The sequence below is a fragment of the Polaromonas sp. P1_E3 genome (assembly GCF_056405935.1).
In genome coordinates this window covers 1-17,431 of record NZ_JBFUBD010000051.1, presented here as the reverse complement: position 1 = coordinate 17,431, position 17,431 = coordinate 1, and the positions used below count along the sequence as shown (strand labels likewise).

Below are 17,431 nucleotides of genomic sequence, written 5' to 3'. Positions count from 1 at the left end.
GCGAAACACAAAGCACAGGACGATGACCAGGCCGGTGCCCGTCAGTTCCACCGGAGGCACATTGAAAGCCAGGATGTAGCTGACCCCGAGCACCGTTCCGGGAATGGCAAACGTCAACAGGGCAGAGAATTCAAAGAGGGCCTTGCCCCTGAATTCCGTCCGCGCGAGCAACCACGCGATCAACAGGCCGATGCTGGCGCAAACAGGCGCTGCAATGGCCGAAAGCGTGATGGTGTTGAACAGGGAGGCCCAGGCGGTGCCCGCCCAAATGAGACCACGCTCTCCCCATTGCATGTCGAACGCAGTCCTGAAGTGCATCAGGGTCGGGGTGTAGTCGCGCCCCCAGACCTTCACAAACCCGCCCGCGAAGGCGAAGAGATAAACCACCATCGTGAAGGCCAACCAGGGGCCTGCAACCCAGGCGCACAGGCGGCGAACCAGCGGCGGCAACGCCATGGGGACGCCGGCATCGCCCTTGCCGGAGACAGTGGTGAAACTGGTTTTACCGAGGATGCGCCGCTGCACAAAAAAGACCGTCAATGCAAACGTCGTCAATACCAGGGCCAGGGCCGCAGCCATGCCMTGGTCCAGTGAAGCGCCCACAATGGCAAAGAAAATTTCCGTTGAAAGGACCGCATAACCGCTGCCCAGAATGATGGGATTGCCGAAATCCGAAATGCTTTCGATAAATCCGACCAGAAACGCGTTGGCCAGGCCAGGCGCCAGAAGCGGCAGTGTGACGGTCAGGAAGGTTTTCATCCGGCTGGCACGCAGGGTCTGCGCAGCCTCCTCCAGGGATGGGCTGATGCCTTGCACCACACCGCGCATGATCATGAAGGCAATGGGTGTGAACGCAAACAGCTGCGCCAGCCACACGCCAAATACCCCGTAGAACCAGCGCGTGGGCGCAACGCCGAAAGACCACTCCATCAGCTGGTTGACAATGCCGGCCCGGCCAAACAGGAGGATCAAACCAAGGCCCACGACAAACGGCGGCGTAATGATGGGAAGCATGGCCAGGGCATTCAACGGCTTTTGCAGCCGCTTGCCGGCGCTGCGCTCGGCGATGAGCGCGATCATGGTGCCCAGCACGGTCGTGCCGGCCGCGGTCAGTAGCGCCAGGTACAGGGTGTTCCAGGCCACGCCGCAATTGGTACCGCCGCCCAGGCAGCCGACGCCCCATACACGCGCTGTGCCAATACGCTCCCACACAGCCCCCAAGGAAATGCCTCCGTCTTCGGCATAGAAGGCAGCGGACAAAGACTTGGCGACCGGAAACACGACAAACAGGCACAGCAACGCCGCGCATCCCACCACCGCGGCGGCCACAAACACGTCGCCACGGAAATAGCCCAGGCGCGCGATACCCGACCCCAGCAACATGACAAGACAGACCAGGACCACAAAGCCGCCCCAGCCGATGCCAAACTGTCCCTGCGGGAGCGTGCCCAGAGCAGTATTGAGCCATTCATACGACCACCCCGTGGCTCCAATCGTGAAGCCGCTCACGCCAAGACCCAGCAGGCCGGCCACAGCGCCTGCCACAAGCACAGCGCCCTGGCGTCTGCTGGGTGGCATCAAGGCGCCACACCCCGCCACCAGCAGGCCCGCTATGCCCGTCCAGAGCCAGCCCCGGCCATGTATGGAAGCCTGCGCCAGGCCATTGGCCGTGACGGGCCCGGTAAAAAGCCCGGGCAAGGCCAGAAGCAACGAGCCGCTCTGGAGGTAATACCACGGCAGCGCCAGATAGGCGGCGAGGCCGATGAGCACCCAGGTGTAAATCGCCCGCTGGGTTCGTTCAGTGAATTGGACTGGCATAAGGATTGGCAAATTGGCTGGCAAAGTGATTGGCAAGGCGTCGAGCTGAGCGCAGCTCTTTGCGTTGAAGGCGTTCGAAGCGGCACAGCGCCGCAAGGCGCTGCAGGACGCGGTAGCAGACCTACTTAGGCTGGTTGAAGACCTTGCGTTCCCAGTTGAGGATCAGTTGCCGGCGAACCGCGGCTTGTCCGTATTTGGCATAGTCGTAATCAATCAGCTTGATTTTTTTGAAATCGGGAATACGGGGGTCCATGGGGGTTGCCTTGTTGGAGGGCAACTGGAACTGCTTGACCGCGGCGCCAAATTGCTGCGCGCCTGGCGTGAGGGCCCATTCGTAAAATTTCCTGGCATTCGCCAGATTGCGCGCGCCCTTGATGATGGACATGGAACCCACCTCGACACCGGTGCCATCAGCGGGCGTGACGGCATCCACCGGAAAGCCCTGCGCTTTTTCACCGGTGACATCATGCACAAAACTGATGGAAACCGACGCCTCGCCACGGGCGACCGCCTTGATGGGACCCACCCCCGAGCGTGGATAAGTGCTCACGTTTTTATGCAGCGCCGAGAGGTACTCGAACGCTTTTTCCTCGCCCATCATCTGTACCAGCGTGGCGATCATGGTGTAGGCCGTTCCGCTGGCACGCGGGTCGGCGACCAGGATTTCGCCTTTGTATTCGGGCTTGAGCAGGTCCGCCCAGACTTTGGGAGCCTGGAGTTTTCTTTTGGCCAGAAGTTCGGTGTTGTAGCCGAAGCCCAGTGGCCCGGAGTACACGCCGACGGTCTTGAAGCCCGACTGTTCTGCCTGTTTTTGCGCCCAGGCATGCAATTGGGGCAATGACGGAGACTTGTATTCCAGCGTCAGGTTCTGTTCCGCGGCGAGCATATGCGGATCGCCTGTGCCGCCAAACCAGAGGTCGGTCTTGGGGTTGGCGCGCTCGGCGGTGATCTGCGCCAGCGCTTCACCCGATCCTTTCAGCGTCATGTTGACCTTGATGCCGCTGGTCTTGCCAAAGGTCGTCTGCATCAGGTTGCACCAGTCTGCCTGGGCGGCGCAGATGATATTGACTTCTCCTTCCTGGGCAAAAGCCGGCAGTCCGAGGGCCAGCAGCAAGGGGGCTGCAAAAAGTGCTGTTTTTCTCACGTTAGTCTCCTGAAGGATGGGCGGTGAGGCCCGATTGAATACGTTCAATGTGTTGATGTGTTCAGTCAAAGGGCATCACCACACTCACCCCTTGCGCGCCCAGATGCACACTGACCGGTGAGCCCACCTGACGAGCCTGTGTCTCGCTTTGCACCAGGACCATCAAGGTCCCCAGCGCGGTCAGCACGTGGTATTCGGTGTGGCGCCCCATGTAGGCGTATGAGAGAACTTTTCCGGGCAGTCCTTCTCCGCTGGCGGGCGCCAGCTGCCAGGCATGCGGCCGCACCACGAGGCGGACTTTTCCCTGCCGCCGCGTCAGCCCCGGCGCGATGCGCAGGGGGCCAAGCTCAATCGCACCGGACGCATCAGCCTGGGCATCAAACATCACGGCATCTCCCATGAAGGCCGCAACGAATTCGCTGTGCGGCGTTTCATAGACCTCCTGCGGTGTGCCCACCTGCATGACCTGTCCTTCATGCATCACGACCACGGTGTCGCTGACCGCCATGGCTTCGCTGTGGTCATGCGTCACATACAGCACGGTCAGCCCCAGGTTTTGCTGAAGGGCGCGTATGTCTTCCCGGATCTGGCGCCGCAGTCCCGCGTCCAGGTTGGACAGCGGTTCATCCAGCATCAGCACCTTGGGCTGCAACGCAAGTGCCCGGGCCAGGGCCACACGCTGTTGCTGGCCGCCGGACAGAACGGCCGTGTTGCTCCCTGCGCTGGTCTGCAGCCCCACCATGCCCAGCGCAGCCCGCGCGCGCTCGTCACGCTCGCGCGGACGCAGTCCCAGCATGCGCAGCCCGTAACGCACGTTGTCCAGCACATTGAGATGCGGAAACAACGCATAGCTCTGGAACACCATGCTGATGGGGCGTTGATCCACACCCACGTCAGTCACATCCACCCCGTCGAGCAGGATCCGGCCGGAGGTAGGCCGCGCCAGTCCGGCCACCATCCGCAACAGGGTTGTCTTGCCGCAACCGGAGGGCCCCAGCAAGGTCGTCAGCTGCCTGGACGGAATGCGCAGATGGATATTGCACAGGGCACGGACCCCATTGGGAAAGGTCTTGCTGATGGACTGGAACTGGACGGCGCTACGCATGGGGTGTCTCCTGGGGCCACCGTACGACGGCATCCACCCCCACTACACGGTTGTCCTGCACACGGTTGAACAGGTCGACTCCGGCGTTCATCGACAGCGCGATCTGTCGGCAAATCGAGAGTCCCAGGCCGACGCCCGAGGCCCCGGACGACGACTGGAAAGGCTGAAACAGGCGGGCCTGGACCGCTTCATCCATGCCGCCACCGTTGTCCCAGATCAGCAGCTCGGTTTCGCTGGGCAATGCCCGAATCACCAGCCCCAGCGCGCCGCCCTTGGGCGTGTGCTGGATGGCGTTGGACATCAGGTTACGGATCAGTTCCCCCAGCAACCAGGGATCGGTGAGCAGGCGCACCGGAATGGCCTGCATCGAAAAGTCAAGCTTCTTGCGGGCCAGCAGGGGCGCAAATTCCATGACCACATCGCGTGCGGTTGTCGCCAGGTCCACCTCAACCCAATTGGCCCTGCGCACCAGTTGCTCCATCTTGGCCACAGACAGCAGCTGGCGGACCAGCTCGCTGGAGCGGTCCACAGTATTGAGCATCCTGGGCAGTGTTTCCCGAACATCCAGTTGCCCGGACATGGCGCCCTGCAGCTGGGTGCGCAGAACCGCAAAGGGGGTACGCAACTGGTGGGAGGCATCCGCCAGAAACTTCTTCTGCTGATCCAGCGATTCCTGCTGCTGCTGCATCAGCCAGTTGACCGCCTTGGCCAATTGCTGCAGCTCGAGGGGCTGTTGATCCGTGACCGGCTGCAGGTCTTGCGTGCGGCGGCTGTCGAGCTCTTGCCCCAACACCACAACGGGTTTGAAGGCCTGGTGCAAAACCCACCACAGGGCGGCGGCAAACGCCAATACCTTGAACAGCCACCAAAGTTCTGCAGACAACCCAAAGAGTGTTTGGGGATACGCCGCGCCCATCCAGTCCAGCAGGCACCAGACCAGCAACAGCGCCAGCGACCAGAACCAGACGAACAGCCGGATGGAGCGCCCTGCCCGCCATGGCCGCCAGAGCGTCCACGGTTTTCCCCGCAAAAGACCTGCTGTTTTCACAGCTGGTCCTGCCTTTCCGCCAGGGCGTCATCCATCAGGTAGTAGCCAACCCCCCGCAGGGTGACAAGGCTGGCTCCGGACCCGAGGATGCGTTTGCGTAACCGGTGCACCAGCACCTCAATGGCATCCGCACCGGCCGGGCCTTCGTCGCCAAAAACGGTATGGAGCAGGTCATCCTTGGCCACGGCCTTGCCGGGATGCATCATCAGCGCCTTGAGAAGGGCCAGTTCGCGCCCCGACATTTCAAGCGGCAGTGCGCCGCGAAATACCTGTCCGTTGTCCAGGTCCAGGCGCAAGGCGCCGCAGCGGAAATCTTCCACGCCCAGGCTGCGGCGCACCAGCGCCTTCAGGCGGGCCACCAGTTCTTCCACATCAAAAGGCTTGATGAGGTAGTCATCGGCGCCCGAGTTCAATCCAAGCACCCGATCCTCGACCGCAGTACGCGCCGTCATGACCAGCACGGGAAGCCGTGAACCTTCGTCCCTCAGGCGCTGCAGCAAATCCAGGCCATCCATGCCGGGCAGGCTCAGGTCCAGCAGCGCCGCGTCGAACGGGCGGTGCCTTGCCATCACGAGTGCCTCTTTCCCGTCGGCACAGCAAACGACATGGAACCCGCGGGCAACCAGCATGCGGCTCAGTGCGTCCACCAGGTTCAGGTCGTCTTCAACCAGCAGGATGTTCATGAAACGAATCATGCGGGAGGACGGACGGCTAAACCACCGAGGAAACGCCGACACCTGGTGAAAGCTCGGTGAAAGCTTGGGTTAAAGCGCCAACAATGCCGTGCGTCAACCTCCCGGGCAGCTTGCGCCATGGCTTTGAAGGGCATGTTCCGCCGCGCCGCTTGCTCTTGCGATACGGTGGGAAAATAAGCCGCCACCTGTTCCCGAACCCTGCCCCGCATGACCCCTGATTTTCTGGCTCCATCACCCGAGGTTGCCCGCCGGCTGATAGGCGCCACCCTGCTGGTTGGCGGTGTGGGTGGGCGCATCGTTGAGACGGAGGCGTACGACCGCGAGGATCCGGCCTCGCACAGTTTTTCCGGCCCGACGCCGCGCAATGCCGCCATGTTCGGCCCGCCCGCCCATACCTATGTCTACCGCTCTTACGGCATCCACTGGTGCCTGAACATTGTCTGCCGCGAGGAAGGCCACGGCGCAGGGGTGCTGATACGCGCCATCGAACCGATTGCCGGGCTGGACCGGATGCGCCAGCGGCGCGGGCTGGACGATGTGCGCCTGCTATGCGCCGGGCCCGGGCGCGTAGGCCAGGCGCTCGGAATCACGCGGGAGCACAACGGCCTGAGCATCGACCTGCCACCTTTTCAACTGCTGCCGGCGCCCAAGCGCCTGCCCATCGTCAGCGGACCACGCATTGGTATTTCAAAGGCCATGGACCAGCCCTGGCGCTTCGGGCTGGAGGGTTCGCGTTTTTTGAGCCGGCCTTTCCGTTAACCGGCACGCCTCAGGCCAACCTGCTCTAGCGGAAGCGGTAAGACACGGCGATAAACCCGGTGTCCTGCGTCCGTCGGCTGACGAAGGGACTGTTGTGGACCGAAGACCCCAGCCACTTGCGGCGCAGCTGCATTGTCAGCACCCAGGGATCACCCAGCGGCACATCAACCCCCAGACCCAGTGTGGGCGTTGTGGAGGCACCGGCGTTGTAGGCCGCAAAGCCGCTGGCAGCCGACTCGGCCGGTGTCACGCCGTAGAGGTAGTTGTTGTATTTGGCGCTGGCATGTTCGAGCCCCGCCTGCGGATAAAACGACCAGCTGCCAATCTTGAACTCCGCGGCATAGGTGGCTTCCAGCAGCGCGCCGTGCGACTTGTTGGCGTCTACAAAAGCGTTCACGAAGAAGCCGCCGTAAGGCGTTTCCTGGAAAGTCCCGATGCCCAGGGGGATGGGCCTCTTGCGGTCCTTCAGCCCCGACAGCGCGGCCGTATCGGCACGCCATCCGTCCTGGCTGATGCGGCCGGAAAATTCCAGGTACCCATAGCCCATGCTTGCAGTTTTGATGCCCAGCGTGTCGACGCGCGCAAAGAAGCGGCCATAGTCGGCATAGGCATAGGGCAGCAAGGCGGTGTCATTGCTTTTGCTGCGGATCACGCTTTGTGTGCCATATACCGCGCCGCCGATGTCGCCTGTCAGCTGGTATTTGAGCGGGGCGGGTTGTGCCTGCGCCCGGCCCGTCCATCCCGCCGTAGCCAGCGCCATGAAAACCGCGGCAAATGGCAAAGCCCGGAATCCGTGGAACACGGAAGAGAAACGTGAAGAGAAAGACGAAGCCCGGGTGAGACGTTTCATCGCATGCTTTCTTTCCGGAAATTGATGCGATCCAGTATAGGACCGGGAAGGAAAAACTCCGCCTCAGTCATGCGGATGCGTCGCGGGGCCGCGACACCTTCAAACCCGCAACATCAAGCCTGCAATACTCAGGCCGTGACCAGCCCCGTGCGGCGCACCCGGCGCACATTGAAGGCGCTGGCGATCAGCACCGCCTGCATCAGCGCCAGGCCCAGCAGCACGCCGCGGTAATAGCCGTGGTCCATCATCGCGCCAAAGATCAGCGGCGACACGGCCTGGCCAATGTCCAGGCCCGCATACACCACGCCGTAAACCCGGCCCGAGGCGTTCTCCGGGGTTGAGCGCTTGACCAGCAGGTCACGCGACGGCCCGGCGATGCCGGTGGCGAAGCCCATGACGCCGAACAGCACAGGCACAACCCACGCAGGGTAGCTGCCTGCGGCCAGCAGCACCGCCACGGCAGCCGCCGCACCAAACCCGATGCCCACAATGCGCTCGCAGCGTGCGGGATCCGATGCGAGAAAACCGCCGAACACCATGCCGCCTGCGCTGCACACCATATAAACCGTCAGGCAGATGGCCACCAGCGCGAGCGGCACGTTGTGCAGGTGGCGCGCCGCTTCCGGTGCAAAAGCCTGCACCACGCTGAGAACGATGGCATACCAGAAAAAGAAGGAAAAACACATCCAGACGGCCGGTATCTTCAGAAAGCCCAGGCTGCTGTCGGCCGCGGGCGCCCCCTTGACTGGCACCGCCATCGTGAGGGTGAGCTTGTCGCGGTTGATCACCAGCACCGCGAGCACGGCAAAAGCCAGCACACCCGCTGCGGCCAATGCCACGCGCCACGAATAGGCAAACGTCAGCGTCACCACCACTGCGGGGGCGAGCGCCCAGCCCAGGCTGCCGGTGATGCCGTGCACGCTGTAGGCATGGCCCAGGCGCGGCGCGCTGACCTTGCGGTTCAGCAGCGTGTAGTCCACCGGATGGAACACACCATTGCCGACACCGGCGATCACGGCAAAGCCTGCCAGCATCCAGTAACTGGTGCTGATGGAATAACCAAAGGCCGCCACGCCCAGCAGGCTCAGCCCGGCGAACAGGACGGGCCGCGGGCCGAAGCGGTCGACGACAAAACCGGAGAGCGCCTGCACCGCGCACGACACCACAAAAAAGACGGTCATCAGAAACCCCAGCTCCGCATAGCTGGCGCTGAACTCTTCCTTGAGCCAGGGGAACAGCGGCGCCAGCAGCAGCTGGCTGAAATGGCTGATCATGTGCGCCAGGCCCACCAGGCCGATCACGCTGGCGTCGGTGCGAAAAGGGACTGCGGCGGGCGCGTTCAGGGTCGTACTTGAAGTATTCATGGCGCTATCGTAGTATTGGCCAGGCCTTCTGAAATGCGACATAAAGCCATGTTTCATCGAATTTCGGACAAACCGCTTTGATGGCCTTCGCCCCACGATCACATCCAGATTCAGGTGAACAGAACCTCCCACCATGCCGCAACGTAAAGCCCCGCTCCATTTCGTGCCGGTGGGCGACACCGACAACTTCACTCCCACTCGCCATCGGCCGGTGCGTGTGCGGGCGCGGACACTGGAAGCTGATACGCATTTCAAACCCCATTCTCATGACTGGGCGCAGCTGGCCTACTGCTCCACGGGGGTGCTGCAGGTCACTGCTGAGCAGTCGGGCCATGCGGGCGGTGAAATTACCTACATCGTGCCGCCCTCCCGCGCGGTGTGGATCGCCCCTGGCGCGCAACATCATGTGACCGTGCTGGAGGCTGCCGAATTCCGAACGCTATACCTTGACGCAAGCGCGACCCCGAAGGGCTGGACCGGTTGCCGCGTATTGGTGGTGTCGCCGTTGCTGCGCGAGTCCATCCACGCGCTCGACGCGGAGCAGCCGCTACCGGCTGCCCGTGAACAACTTCTTTCCAGCCTGGTGCTGGACGAGCTCGCAGGCGCCGACACCCAGGCACTCGGCGTGCCCATGCCGCATCCGCACACCGGGGACAAGCGGCTGCGCGCCCTTTGTGAAGCCGTGCTGCGCGCGCCGTCAGAGCGGGCCACGCTGGCCGAATGGGCTGCAGGCACCGGTGCCAGCGAGCGCACGGTGGCCCGGCTTTTTCGCGACGAACTGGGCCTGAGCTACCAGCAATGGCGCCAGCAGGCCATCCTGGCCCACGCCCTGCCCCTGCTCACGCGCGGACAATCGGTCAGCGCCGTCGCGGCCGCCAGCGGCTATGCCAGCGACAGCGCCTTCACTGCGATGTTCAAGGCCGCCATGGGCCAGCCACCCAGCCATTTTCAAAGTAAAGACAGACTGTAAGGCAATGGGGATAAGCGCAAGCAGCTATCAAAACAGTAGCATCTTCAACTAGCCGATAGTGGACTCGCTCGCAACCTATAAATCCCCGGCCGCCTGCCAGAGGGTTCGCGGGCCGATGGAGGGAAGCCACAGGAGGAACTTCCGCCGGTGGCTTTCGAAAGGTTCACCCAGCGGCGACCGCGGATCCTCGCTCAGCGCGTAAGCCATGCCCTCGACAAACCATTGGGGTTTGAGCAGCAGATAGAGCGTGCCGAGACGCTCGGCCTGCAAATAGTGGATCAGCTCATGCCGAACGTAAAACGGCTTCCAGGCGCGCGGCCCCACCACCGTACCGAGAGTACCCAGCGTGACGGCAGAACGCCGACCCAGGCCGAAAGCGTCAGAACACGCCTGCGTTGCGCAAAAAATCATCTTCGGCACGCCATGGATCGCATTTACCTTGGCAGAAACGAAGGCCAGGCCTTCTGCATGCAGGCGGACGGCTTCCTCAAATCGTGCCTTGTCGTCGACGCACACGGCGGCGCTGAGGCATGAAACACCGGACAGCTCCGGCGCGATCACCCGCACGGGCCTGACAGCAAACCACGCAAACACAGGAACAAACACCAGCATCGCGAGCAGGCGGATTTTCAGGGAAGGAAGGCTCAGGCGCATACGGGACAAGTCAAGCGGCAGGTTTCAGGTATTCGACAGGCGTTGAGCAGGCAATCAGTTTTAGGAAGCCTGGACCAGATGTCAGATGCATGGAAGTTTAGGGCGCGTTCGGCAGTTGAAAGACATCCTGCCAATCGCCATGAAGAAATTAGCTGCTATCAAACAGAAGCATCAAGCACCCGCCGTAGGCCTCATCGCCATTTGCGCTGGCTGGGTATCATGCCTGATGGACTTTTTCAGCACAGCCGTGAATGCAAGGAAAAGATGGCCGCACGCAGCCGCTTCAATGGCCGTTGGGATGCTCGCGGCTACCTGTGTTGCGCATGCGCAGACGCCTGCCGGGCCGCACCCAACCCTGCTGCGCGAGCTGAACCGGGTACGGGAGGACGGTTGCGACGGGCGCGGCGCCAAGGTTTCCCTGCTGCGTGAAAACAGCGCGCTGTCGCGGGCGGCGCAGCTCATGGCCGGTGGCCGCACGATGGACGACGCGCTGAAAGCTGTCGATTACCGCGCGGTGCGGGCCGCGCAGATTGCCGTGCGCGGTGCGACCGGCCCTGCAGCGCTCGCGCGCAGGACCCTGGGCAAATCATGCAGCGCGGTAATGCACGCCGAGCTCGCTGAAGCCGGCTTCTACCAGCGCGGGGCGCAAACCTGGGTGGTGCTGGCTGCTCCGTTCTCGCCGCCTGCTGCGGCCCAGGCGGGCGATGTGCAGACGCGGGTGCTGGCGCTGGTCAACGAAGCGCGCGCCAGGCCACGCCGCTGTGGTGCGCAGGCTTTCGCGGCGGCGCGGCCGCTGCAGCTCAGCCCTCTCCTGCTCACCGTTGCCGGCGCGCATGCCGCCGACATGGCTCGCTACAGCTACTTCAGCCACACCGGGCGCGACGGCAGCGACGTGGCCAGCCGCGCCACACGCGCAGGCTACGGCTGGAAGGCCATTGGCGAGAACATCGCCGCAGGGCAAATGCAGGCCGACACTGCCGTGCAGGGCTGGCTGAACAGCCCCGGCCATTGCGCCAATATCATGGCGCCGGCGTATACCGAGATGGGCACGGCCTTCGCGGTCAACACCCAAAGCAGCGCCGGCATTTACTGGGTGYAGGTGTTTGGGGCGCCACGCTAGTCAGCCGCGCCCTGGGCCAGGGCGGAGCCGCTGTCAGCGTTTTTCAAACGCCGCGTTGAGGCGGCGCAGCAAGGGCTTGTTCAACTCGCGGGTATGCCGGTTCCAGCGCTCCATGGACCGCTGCAGCTCTATCTGCAGGCGCGCGCTGGTGGCGGTGTCTCCGTTCATCGCAGCCCAGATGGCATATTCGGCGCGGCTTTCAAAACTTCCGAAACGGTCCACGGCGGATTCAAACTCCGCTTTCGCGTCCACACCCCTGCCGGCGCCGCCCAGTGCCTGGGCCAGTAGCAGCGACACCAGMTCCGCACGAAAGGCTGGATCGGTCTTGCGGATGAATTCAAGGTGGGTGATCGCCTCGGCATAACGCTCGCAGGCGAAATAGGCTCTTGAGGCGCCCAGCCGGATTTCCAGGTCGGAGGCGAAGGGGCCCTTGAGGCATGCGTCGTAACTCTGCGCAGCCTCCAGCGCCTGGCCGGCTTCGAGCAGCGCGGAGGCCAGCCGCATCTGGTTCTGCGCGGTGGGCGTGTAGTCAAACGCGGCGTGCGCTTCCCGCAGCTCGCGCGTCGGGTCCAGTGTTTTTGCGGCTGCGGCCACGACCTTGCGCGCGCCACGCTCCAGCCGCGAGTCCGGCAGGTAGACCGCCAGGAAGTAAACGAGGCTGCCCAGCATGGGAAACGAAAACAGGATGATCAGCCAGTACATCTGCTGGCCGCTGCGCAAGGCATGGACGGCAAAGAACACCGCCACAATGAAATGAAGTCCCAATCCGACAAAAGGCATGGCCCACCCCTCCAGTTATTTTTGGGGGATTCTAAAGGCGCGGTGAGGAATGGGCCAGACCTTCAGTTACCCGAAGGAAGCGCCGTCCCGTCGCCGTCGCCGTCGCCGTCGCGATCAAAGAGGCGCAAGGCGAGCAGGCCGTGCCCCACGCTGGCGCCTGCCCGCACGGCCGCCGCAACCAGGACCACTTCCGCCAGCTCCTCGCGCGTCACGCCCAGTCGCCTGGCCGCGCGGGTGTGCACGTCCAGGCAATAGCCACATTGGGTGGTAAGCGCCACCGCCAGCGAAATCAGCTCGCGCACACGGGGCTCAAGATGGCCGCCTTCGCGCTTGGCCGCATGGTCAAACGCGAGGAAAGCCTGGGCCTCCACAGGCGCCAGCCGCACGAAGGCGGGCGCCAGTTGCAGGTCCTGGGCGGACTGGTAACTGGTGCTCATGGCTGGCCTTTGCTGCCCGCTGCCCTGCGGTTGCGGCGCTGCGCGATGGTTTCAAACAGGCCCACAAGCCAGCACATGGGGCAGCCGCGCATCAACAACAGCGCGCCCGCCAGGGGGAGCAGCGCCCACAGGGGATGCGCCTGGAAAACCAGAGCGGCACATACGAGCAAGGCCAGCGCGCCTATTCCGCGCAGTACATGCTGGATGATCGAGGTACTACAGAACATGGGCACCCCGGGTGGATGCGATCGCCATGGGCCGGCCGTTCATGGCGCGGCCCGGCGCACACGCGGCAAGATTTCGTTGCGGGAAAAACATCAGGAGCTCCTTGTCGGTGGTTGATACCGGCAAAGAGGCCCGCATTCAGCAAAAGGATTCAGGTTTCCTCAAAGAAATTTGAACGGCGCCGTCACCAGAACGCCAGCCCTTCAGGTCAAGCCTCAGATCAAGCGCTTGAGCAAGCCCATGACCTGGTCAAAGCGTTTTCCATAAGGCGGATAAAAGAGGTCGCCCCTCGCCCACTTTGACTGCACCAGCACCGGCTTTTGCTGCGTCAGCCGCAGGAAACCGGTTTCGCCGTGGTAGCTGCCCCAGCCGCTTTCACCCACGCCGCCGAAAGGAAGGTTCTCGTGGGCGATGTGCATCAGCGTGTCGTTTACCGTGACACCGCCACTCACTGTGCTGGCCAGCACGTGGTCGCGGGAACCGGTATCGGTGCCGAACCAGTACAGGGCCAGCGGCCTGGGCCGGGCGTTGACATAGCCGATCGCGTCATCAATTGATGCGTACGGAATCACCGGCAGGATGGGGCCGAAGATTTCCTCACTGAGCAATTTTGAACCAGCGGGTACATCAAACGCCAGCACCGGGGCCATCTGCCGCGACGCCGCGCCCACGCCTGATGCACCGGCCTGGAGGGTTTGCAGGCGTGCGCCCTCGGCTTCAGCCTGGGCCAGCAGCGCCTGCAGGCGTTCATGGTGGCGCGGGCTGATGATGGCGGCGTAGTCCGGGTTGCCGGCGATGGTGGGGAACAGCGTGGACACGGCGCGGGCAAAAGCTTCGCCAAACGCGCTTTCAGTGCCCTTGGGCAGCAACACATAGTCGGGTGCAATGCAGGTCTGGCCGGCGTTCAGCAGCTTGCCGTGCGCAATCTTGATGGCCGCCTTGTCGATGTCGCACGAGGCATCGATGATGCAGGGCGACTTGCCGCCCAGTTCCAGCGTGGTGGGCGTGAGGTTGGCGGCGGCTGCTTCGGCGACCTTGCGGCCCACGGCGGTGGAGCCTGTGAAAAACAGGTGGTCAAACGGCAGGCCGGCAAATTCAGCCGCGAGCGCGCCGTCGCCCTGCACCACGCAGAGCTCATCGGGTGCGAAGGATTTTTCAATCAGGGTGGCGAGCAAGGCGGAAGTTTTCGGCGTCAGCTCACTGGGCTTGAGCATGACGCGGTTCCCGGCCGCCAGCGCGGTGATGACCGGCCCGAGCGACAGCTGAACCGGGTAGTTCCACGGCGACACGACACCGACCACGCCCAGCGGCTGGCGCTGCAGGAAGGCCTGCGCGGGCTGCAGGTACAGCGGCGTGTGCACCTTCACGGGTTTCATCCACTTCGGCAAATGCCGGAGCGTGCTGGACAGCAGTGAGCGCAGCACAAAGATGTCGGCGATTTCGGTCAGCTGCGCCGAGCGCACGCCGAAGTCCGCGTTGACAGCCTGCGCCAGCGCATTGCCATGCTCGTCCAGCAGGGCGCGGATGCGCAGCAGGCGGTCCCGGCGCAGGGCCAGCGGTACTTCCGCCTGCGCGCGGCTGGCCTGGTGCTGGGCGTTAAACAGGGCGCGCAGGCCGGCAGTGTCAATGGCAGAAGCAATGGGTGGGGAGCTGGAGGTCATCGCTGGATGATAGGGACCGCCACAGCGGCCCGGTAGAGGTGCAACTCCAGCCGCGCTGCGGGTTGACCCTGAGGCCGCAGCCCCCATTTAAAAGCCTGGTGCAACTGACCTGACGGCCGGGCCGGCGCTTGTTCGCTACCGTGGCCGGCGGTCAAACCCTCCCTGAGGAAGGTTTTTCATGGAATACAAGGACTATTACAAGGCCATGGGCGTGGCGCGCGACGCCTCGCCTGACGAGATCAAAAAAGCCCATCGGAAGCTGGCGCGCAAATACCACCCCGACGTCAGCAAGGAAAAGAACGCCGAGGCGCGCTTCAAGGAAATTTCCGAAGCCTACGAGGTGCTGCGCGACCCTGAAAAGCGCGCGGCTTATGACAGGCTGGGTGCGAACTGGCAGGCGGGCCAGGAATTCCGGCCGCCGCCGGGATGGAAAGCGAGCGAGGAAGCCGGCGGCCATCCATTCTTTGGTGATACCGGGAGCTTCGACCACAGCGACTTCTTTGACGCCATCTTTCGCAGCATGGGCGCCGACATGGGAAGCGGCATGGGCCGCGCCCGTGGCAGCTTCGACATGGCCGGCGAGGACCAGCACGCGAAGATACAGATCTCCATCGAGGATTCGTACCAGGGCGCCACGCGAACGCTGCAGCTCAGTGAGCCCGGCAGGCGCGGCCAGCCACGCAGTATCGAATTCACCATTCCCAAAGGGATACGCGCCGGCCAGCACATCCGCCTGGCTGGCCAGGGCGCCCCTGGGGCCGGCACAGGTGGCGCCGGCGATTTGTACCTGGACGTGGAATTCCTGCCGCACCGCCTGTACCGGGCTGATGGGCGCGACATCTACATGGACCTGCCGGTTTCGCCGTGGGAAGCCGCGCTGGGCGCGGAAGTCGAAGCGCCTACGCCGACCGGCCGCGTGCGGGTCACGGTACCGGCTGGGTCCTCGGCGGGCCGCAAGCTGCGGCTCAAGGGCCGGGGCCTGCCCGGTAAAACACCGGGGGATTTTCATTTCGTGCTGCAGCTGGCGCTGCCGCCCGCCGCAAGCAAGGATGCCAAAAAAGCCTATGAGGACATGGCCGAAGCATTCAAGACATTCGATCCGCGTGCCTCCCTGGAATAGGGACACTGAAAAAGACGCGCAATGGCAGAATCGGTCGCCATGCCTGACACCCCCGCCCCCGCCCTTAAAGACATCTTTGATCGCGCACGCTATCGCCACATCGCGGCGGAGACCACCGCGGTTTACCCGCGTTTTGACGGCAAAAAGTTTCTGGCACTCGCACTGCCCGGCCTGGACGGCCTTTCGCTGATGCAGCGCTTGCGCCGCACCAGCGAATGCCTGCACGCCACATTGCCGGCCGACTACCCGAAAGCCATCGCCATCCTGCGCAAGCTGGCCCCGCGCATCAACAGCGGCTTCGTCACCCTGGTGCTGCCGGATTATGTGGGCTTGTATGGCCGCGATGACTTCGACACGTCCATGGAGGCGCTGAAATTTTTCACCGCCTTCGGCTCATCGGAGTTCGCCATCCGCGAGTTCATTCGCCAGGACCCTGCGCGCACGCTGGCCGTGATGAAGGCCTGGGCCAAAGACGAGAGTGAGCACGTGCGGCGCCTGGCCAGCGAAGGCAGCCGCCCTCGCCTGCCCTGGTCTTTCCGGCTGGATGCGCTGATGGCCGACCCTGAGCTTGCAGCGCCCATCCTGGAGTCCCTGAAGGCTGACAGCAGTCTCTATGTGCGCAAATCKGTGGCCAACCATCTCAACGACATCACCAAGCTGCACCCTGACTGGGTGCTGGGGCGCCTGAAGGGCTGGCCGCTGGACAACCCGCACACCGCGTGGATTGCCCGGCACGCGCTGCGCACACTGATCAAGCAGGGCGACAGGCAGGCGCTGGGCGTGATCGGCGCCGGTAAAAAGCCGGCCGTCGGCATCACCGGTTTGTCCATCACCCCGAAGAAGCTCACCCTGGGCGAGCGGATGGCGCTGTCCTTCACGCTGCAATCCACCTCGCGCCAAAGCCAGCGGCTGGTGGTGGACTATGCGGTGCACTACGTCAAGAAAGCAGGCAACAGCTCGGCCAAGGTGTTCAAGCTCAAGGAGCTGACGCTGGCTGCCGGCCAGAGCGTGCAGCTTTCACGCAGCCAGGTCGTGCGCGACTTCACCACCCGTGTTCATCACGCCGGCCGACATGCGGTGGACATCATGGTCAACGGGGAGCGCCTTGCGAGCGGGCATTTTGACCTGATAAAGGCCTGAAATGGCTGCAGCCCAATAAGGACAAGCGCAAGCAGCTATAAAATGTATAGCACCGAAATACAGCATTCTCACGCCGGGAGCTCGCTCTCCAGTTGCATGGCAGCAGGCTTTGTACAGTAGCTACCTGACGCCCTCCCGCCGCCCTTCCGATTCCGATACCAAGCAACAAGCACCAAGGACATGTTCATGCGCCCATTCACCCTCCAGCGATTCAGCCCCGCCTATTGCGCCCTCAGCCTGGTGCTGCTTCTGTCCGCCTGTGGAGGCGCCGGCGGTGAGGAGATCGGCGCGGTCGACACGGTTTTCAAGTTCATCGGCCCGGACCACAAAATTGTGGTCGAAGCCTATGACGACCCCAAGGTCAGCGGCGTCACCTGCTATGTGTCGCGCGCCAAGACAGGCGGCATCAAGGGGGCGTTCGGCGTGGCCGAAGACAAGGCCGAAGCCTCCATAGCCTGCCGGCAGACCAGCGTGATCAGTTTCCCGGCAGGCAAACCCATCGAGAAGCAGGAAGAAATGTTCAGCGAACGCATTTCACTGG

At 63.4% G+C, this 17,431-nt stretch carries 18 protein-coding genes; 6 read left to right on the top strand and 12 right to left on the bottom strand.

All coding sequences use genetic code 11. From position 1 onward, the window contains the following. The 5 genes from AC1D0Z_RS09230 to AC1D0Z_RS09210 all read right to left on the bottom strand — a co-directional run. Window positions 1-1,818 (bottom strand): ABC transporter permease (locus tag AC1D0Z_RS09230; RefSeq protein ID WP_477657948.1); only part of this gene is annotated, 1,818 nt, incomplete at its 3' end. A gap of 121 nt (window positions 1,819-1,939) precedes the next feature. Continuing rightward, window positions 1,940-2,962, bottom strand: coding sequence for an ABC transporter substrate-binding protein (locus tag AC1D0Z_RS09225; RefSeq protein WP_477657947.1), 1,023 nt, complete (start codon window positions 2,960-2,962; stop codon window positions 1,940-1,942). A 61-nt stretch (window positions 2,963-3,023) separates the two neighbouring features. Next, window positions 3,024-4,067: an ABC transporter ATP-binding protein gene (locus AC1D0Z_RS09220; protein WP_477657946.1), complete on the bottom strand. Its 1,044-nt coding sequence runs from the start codon at window positions 4,065-4,067 to the stop codon at window positions 3,024-3,026. Then, a complete protein-coding gene (locus tag AC1D0Z_RS09215; protein WP_477657945.1) occupies window positions 4,060-5,115 on the bottom strand; it encodes a sensor histidine kinase in 1,056 nt (351 codons plus the stop codon). The genes AC1D0Z_RS09220 and AC1D0Z_RS09215 overlap by 8 nt, the downstream gene beginning before the upstream one ends. After that, the gene (locus AC1D0Z_RS09210; RefSeq protein WP_477657944.1) at window positions 5,112-5,810 is read right to left on the bottom strand and encodes a response regulator transcription factor; all 699 of its coding nucleotides are present in this window, start codon (window positions 5,808-5,810) and stop codon (window positions 5,112-5,114) included. Before AC1D0Z_RS09210 ends, AC1D0Z_RS09215 begins: the two co-directional genes overlap by 4 nt. Window positions 5,811-6,017: 207 nt before the next feature. On the opposite strand from AC1D0Z_RS09210, the gene AC1D0Z_RS09205 reads away from it, so the two are divergent. Further along, window positions 6,018-6,569, top strand: a complete 552-nt coding sequence (locus tag AC1D0Z_RS09205; RefSeq protein WP_477657943.1) for a DNA-3-methyladenine glycosylase — start codon at window positions 6,018-6,020, stop codon at window positions 6,567-6,569. Window positions 6,570-6,594: 25 nt separating this feature from the next. Here the strand turns inward: AC1D0Z_RS09205 and AC1D0Z_RS09200 are convergent, their stop codons facing one another. Both AC1D0Z_RS09200 and AC1D0Z_RS09195 read right to left on the bottom strand, forming a co-directional pair. Continuing rightward, window positions 6,595-7,419 carry a MipA/OmpV family protein gene (locus AC1D0Z_RS09200; RefSeq protein WP_477657942.1) on the bottom strand — a complete coding sequence of 275 codons (825 nt, stop codon included), beginning with the start codon at window positions 7,417-7,419 and terminating at the stop codon, window positions 6,595-6,597. Window positions 7,420-7,547: 128 nt separating this feature from the next. After that, the gene (locus AC1D0Z_RS09195; RefSeq protein ID WP_477657941.1) at window positions 7,548-8,783 is read right to left on the bottom strand and encodes an MFS transporter; all 1,236 of its coding nucleotides are present in this window, start codon (window positions 8,781-8,783) and stop codon (window positions 7,548-7,550) included. Window positions 8,784-8,916: 133 nt separating this feature from the next. On the opposite strand from AC1D0Z_RS09195, the gene AC1D0Z_RS09190 reads away from it, so the two are divergent. Beyond that, a complete protein-coding gene (locus AC1D0Z_RS09190; protein ID WP_477657940.1) occupies window positions 8,917-9,753 on the top strand; it encodes an AraC family transcriptional regulator in 837 nt (278 codons plus the stop codon). 75 nt (window positions 9,754-9,828) lie between these two features. Here AC1D0Z_RS09190 and AC1D0Z_RS09185 read toward each other — a convergent pair whose 3' ends face one another. Further along, window positions 9,829-10,407 (bottom strand): hypothetical protein, encoded by a 579-nt coding sequence (locus tag AC1D0Z_RS09185; RefSeq protein ID WP_477657949.1) that lies wholly within the window; start codon window positions 10,405-10,407, stop codon window positions 9,829-9,831. 298 nt (window positions 10,408-10,705) lie between these two features. Between AC1D0Z_RS09185 and AC1D0Z_RS09180 the strand changes: the two genes are divergently transcribed. Then, window positions 10,706-11,527, top strand: a complete 822-nt coding sequence (locus tag AC1D0Z_RS09180; RefSeq protein WP_477657939.1) for a CAP domain-containing protein — start codon at window positions 10,706-10,708, stop codon at window positions 11,525-11,527. 33 nt (window positions 11,528-11,560) lie between these two features. On the opposite strand, the gene AC1D0Z_RS09175 is transcribed toward AC1D0Z_RS09180, so the two are convergent. The 4 genes from AC1D0Z_RS09175 to AC1D0Z_RS09160 form a co-directional block, all read right to left on the bottom strand. Beyond that, window positions 11,561-12,307, bottom strand: a complete 747-nt coding sequence (locus AC1D0Z_RS09175; RefSeq protein ID WP_477657938.1) for a hypothetical protein — start codon at window positions 12,305-12,307, stop codon at window positions 11,561-11,563. Window positions 12,308-12,369: 62 nt separating this feature from the next. Then, window positions 12,370-12,744, bottom strand: a complete 375-nt coding sequence (locus AC1D0Z_RS09170) for a carboxymuconolactone decarboxylase family protein (protein WP_477657937.1) — start codon at window positions 12,742-12,744, stop codon at window positions 12,370-12,372. Continuing rightward, window positions 12,741-12,971 (bottom strand): hypothetical protein, encoded by a 231-nt coding sequence (locus AC1D0Z_RS09165; protein WP_477657936.1) that lies wholly within the window; start codon window positions 12,969-12,971, stop codon window positions 12,741-12,743. The genes AC1D0Z_RS09170 and AC1D0Z_RS09165 overlap by 4 nt, the downstream gene beginning before the upstream one ends. A 213-nt stretch (window positions 12,972-13,184) precedes the next feature. Continuing rightward, window positions 13,185-14,630 (bottom strand): coniferyl aldehyde dehydrogenase, encoded by a 1,446-nt coding sequence (locus AC1D0Z_RS09160; protein ID WP_477657935.1) that lies wholly within the window; start codon window positions 14,628-14,630, stop codon window positions 13,185-13,187. A gap of 178 nt (window positions 14,631-14,808) precedes the next feature. On the opposite strand from AC1D0Z_RS09160, the gene AC1D0Z_RS09155 reads away from it, so the two are divergent. The 3 genes from AC1D0Z_RS09155 to AC1D0Z_RS09145 form a co-directional block, all read left to right on the top strand. Beyond that, a complete protein-coding gene (locus AC1D0Z_RS09155; RefSeq protein ID WP_477657934.1) occupies window positions 14,809-15,750 on the top strand; it encodes a DnaJ C-terminal domain-containing protein in 942 nt (313 codons plus the stop codon). A gap of 39 nt (window positions 15,751-15,789) precedes the next feature. Next, window positions 15,790-16,890, top strand: coding sequence for a DNA alkylation repair protein (locus tag AC1D0Z_RS09150; protein ID WP_477657933.1), 1,101 nt, complete (start codon window positions 15,790-15,792; stop codon window positions 16,888-16,890). A 186-nt stretch (window positions 16,891-17,076) separates the two neighbouring features. Beyond that, the coding region (locus tag AC1D0Z_RS09145; RefSeq protein WP_477657932.1) for a CreA family protein at window positions 17,077-17,431 on the top strand (355 nt) is incomplete at its 3' end.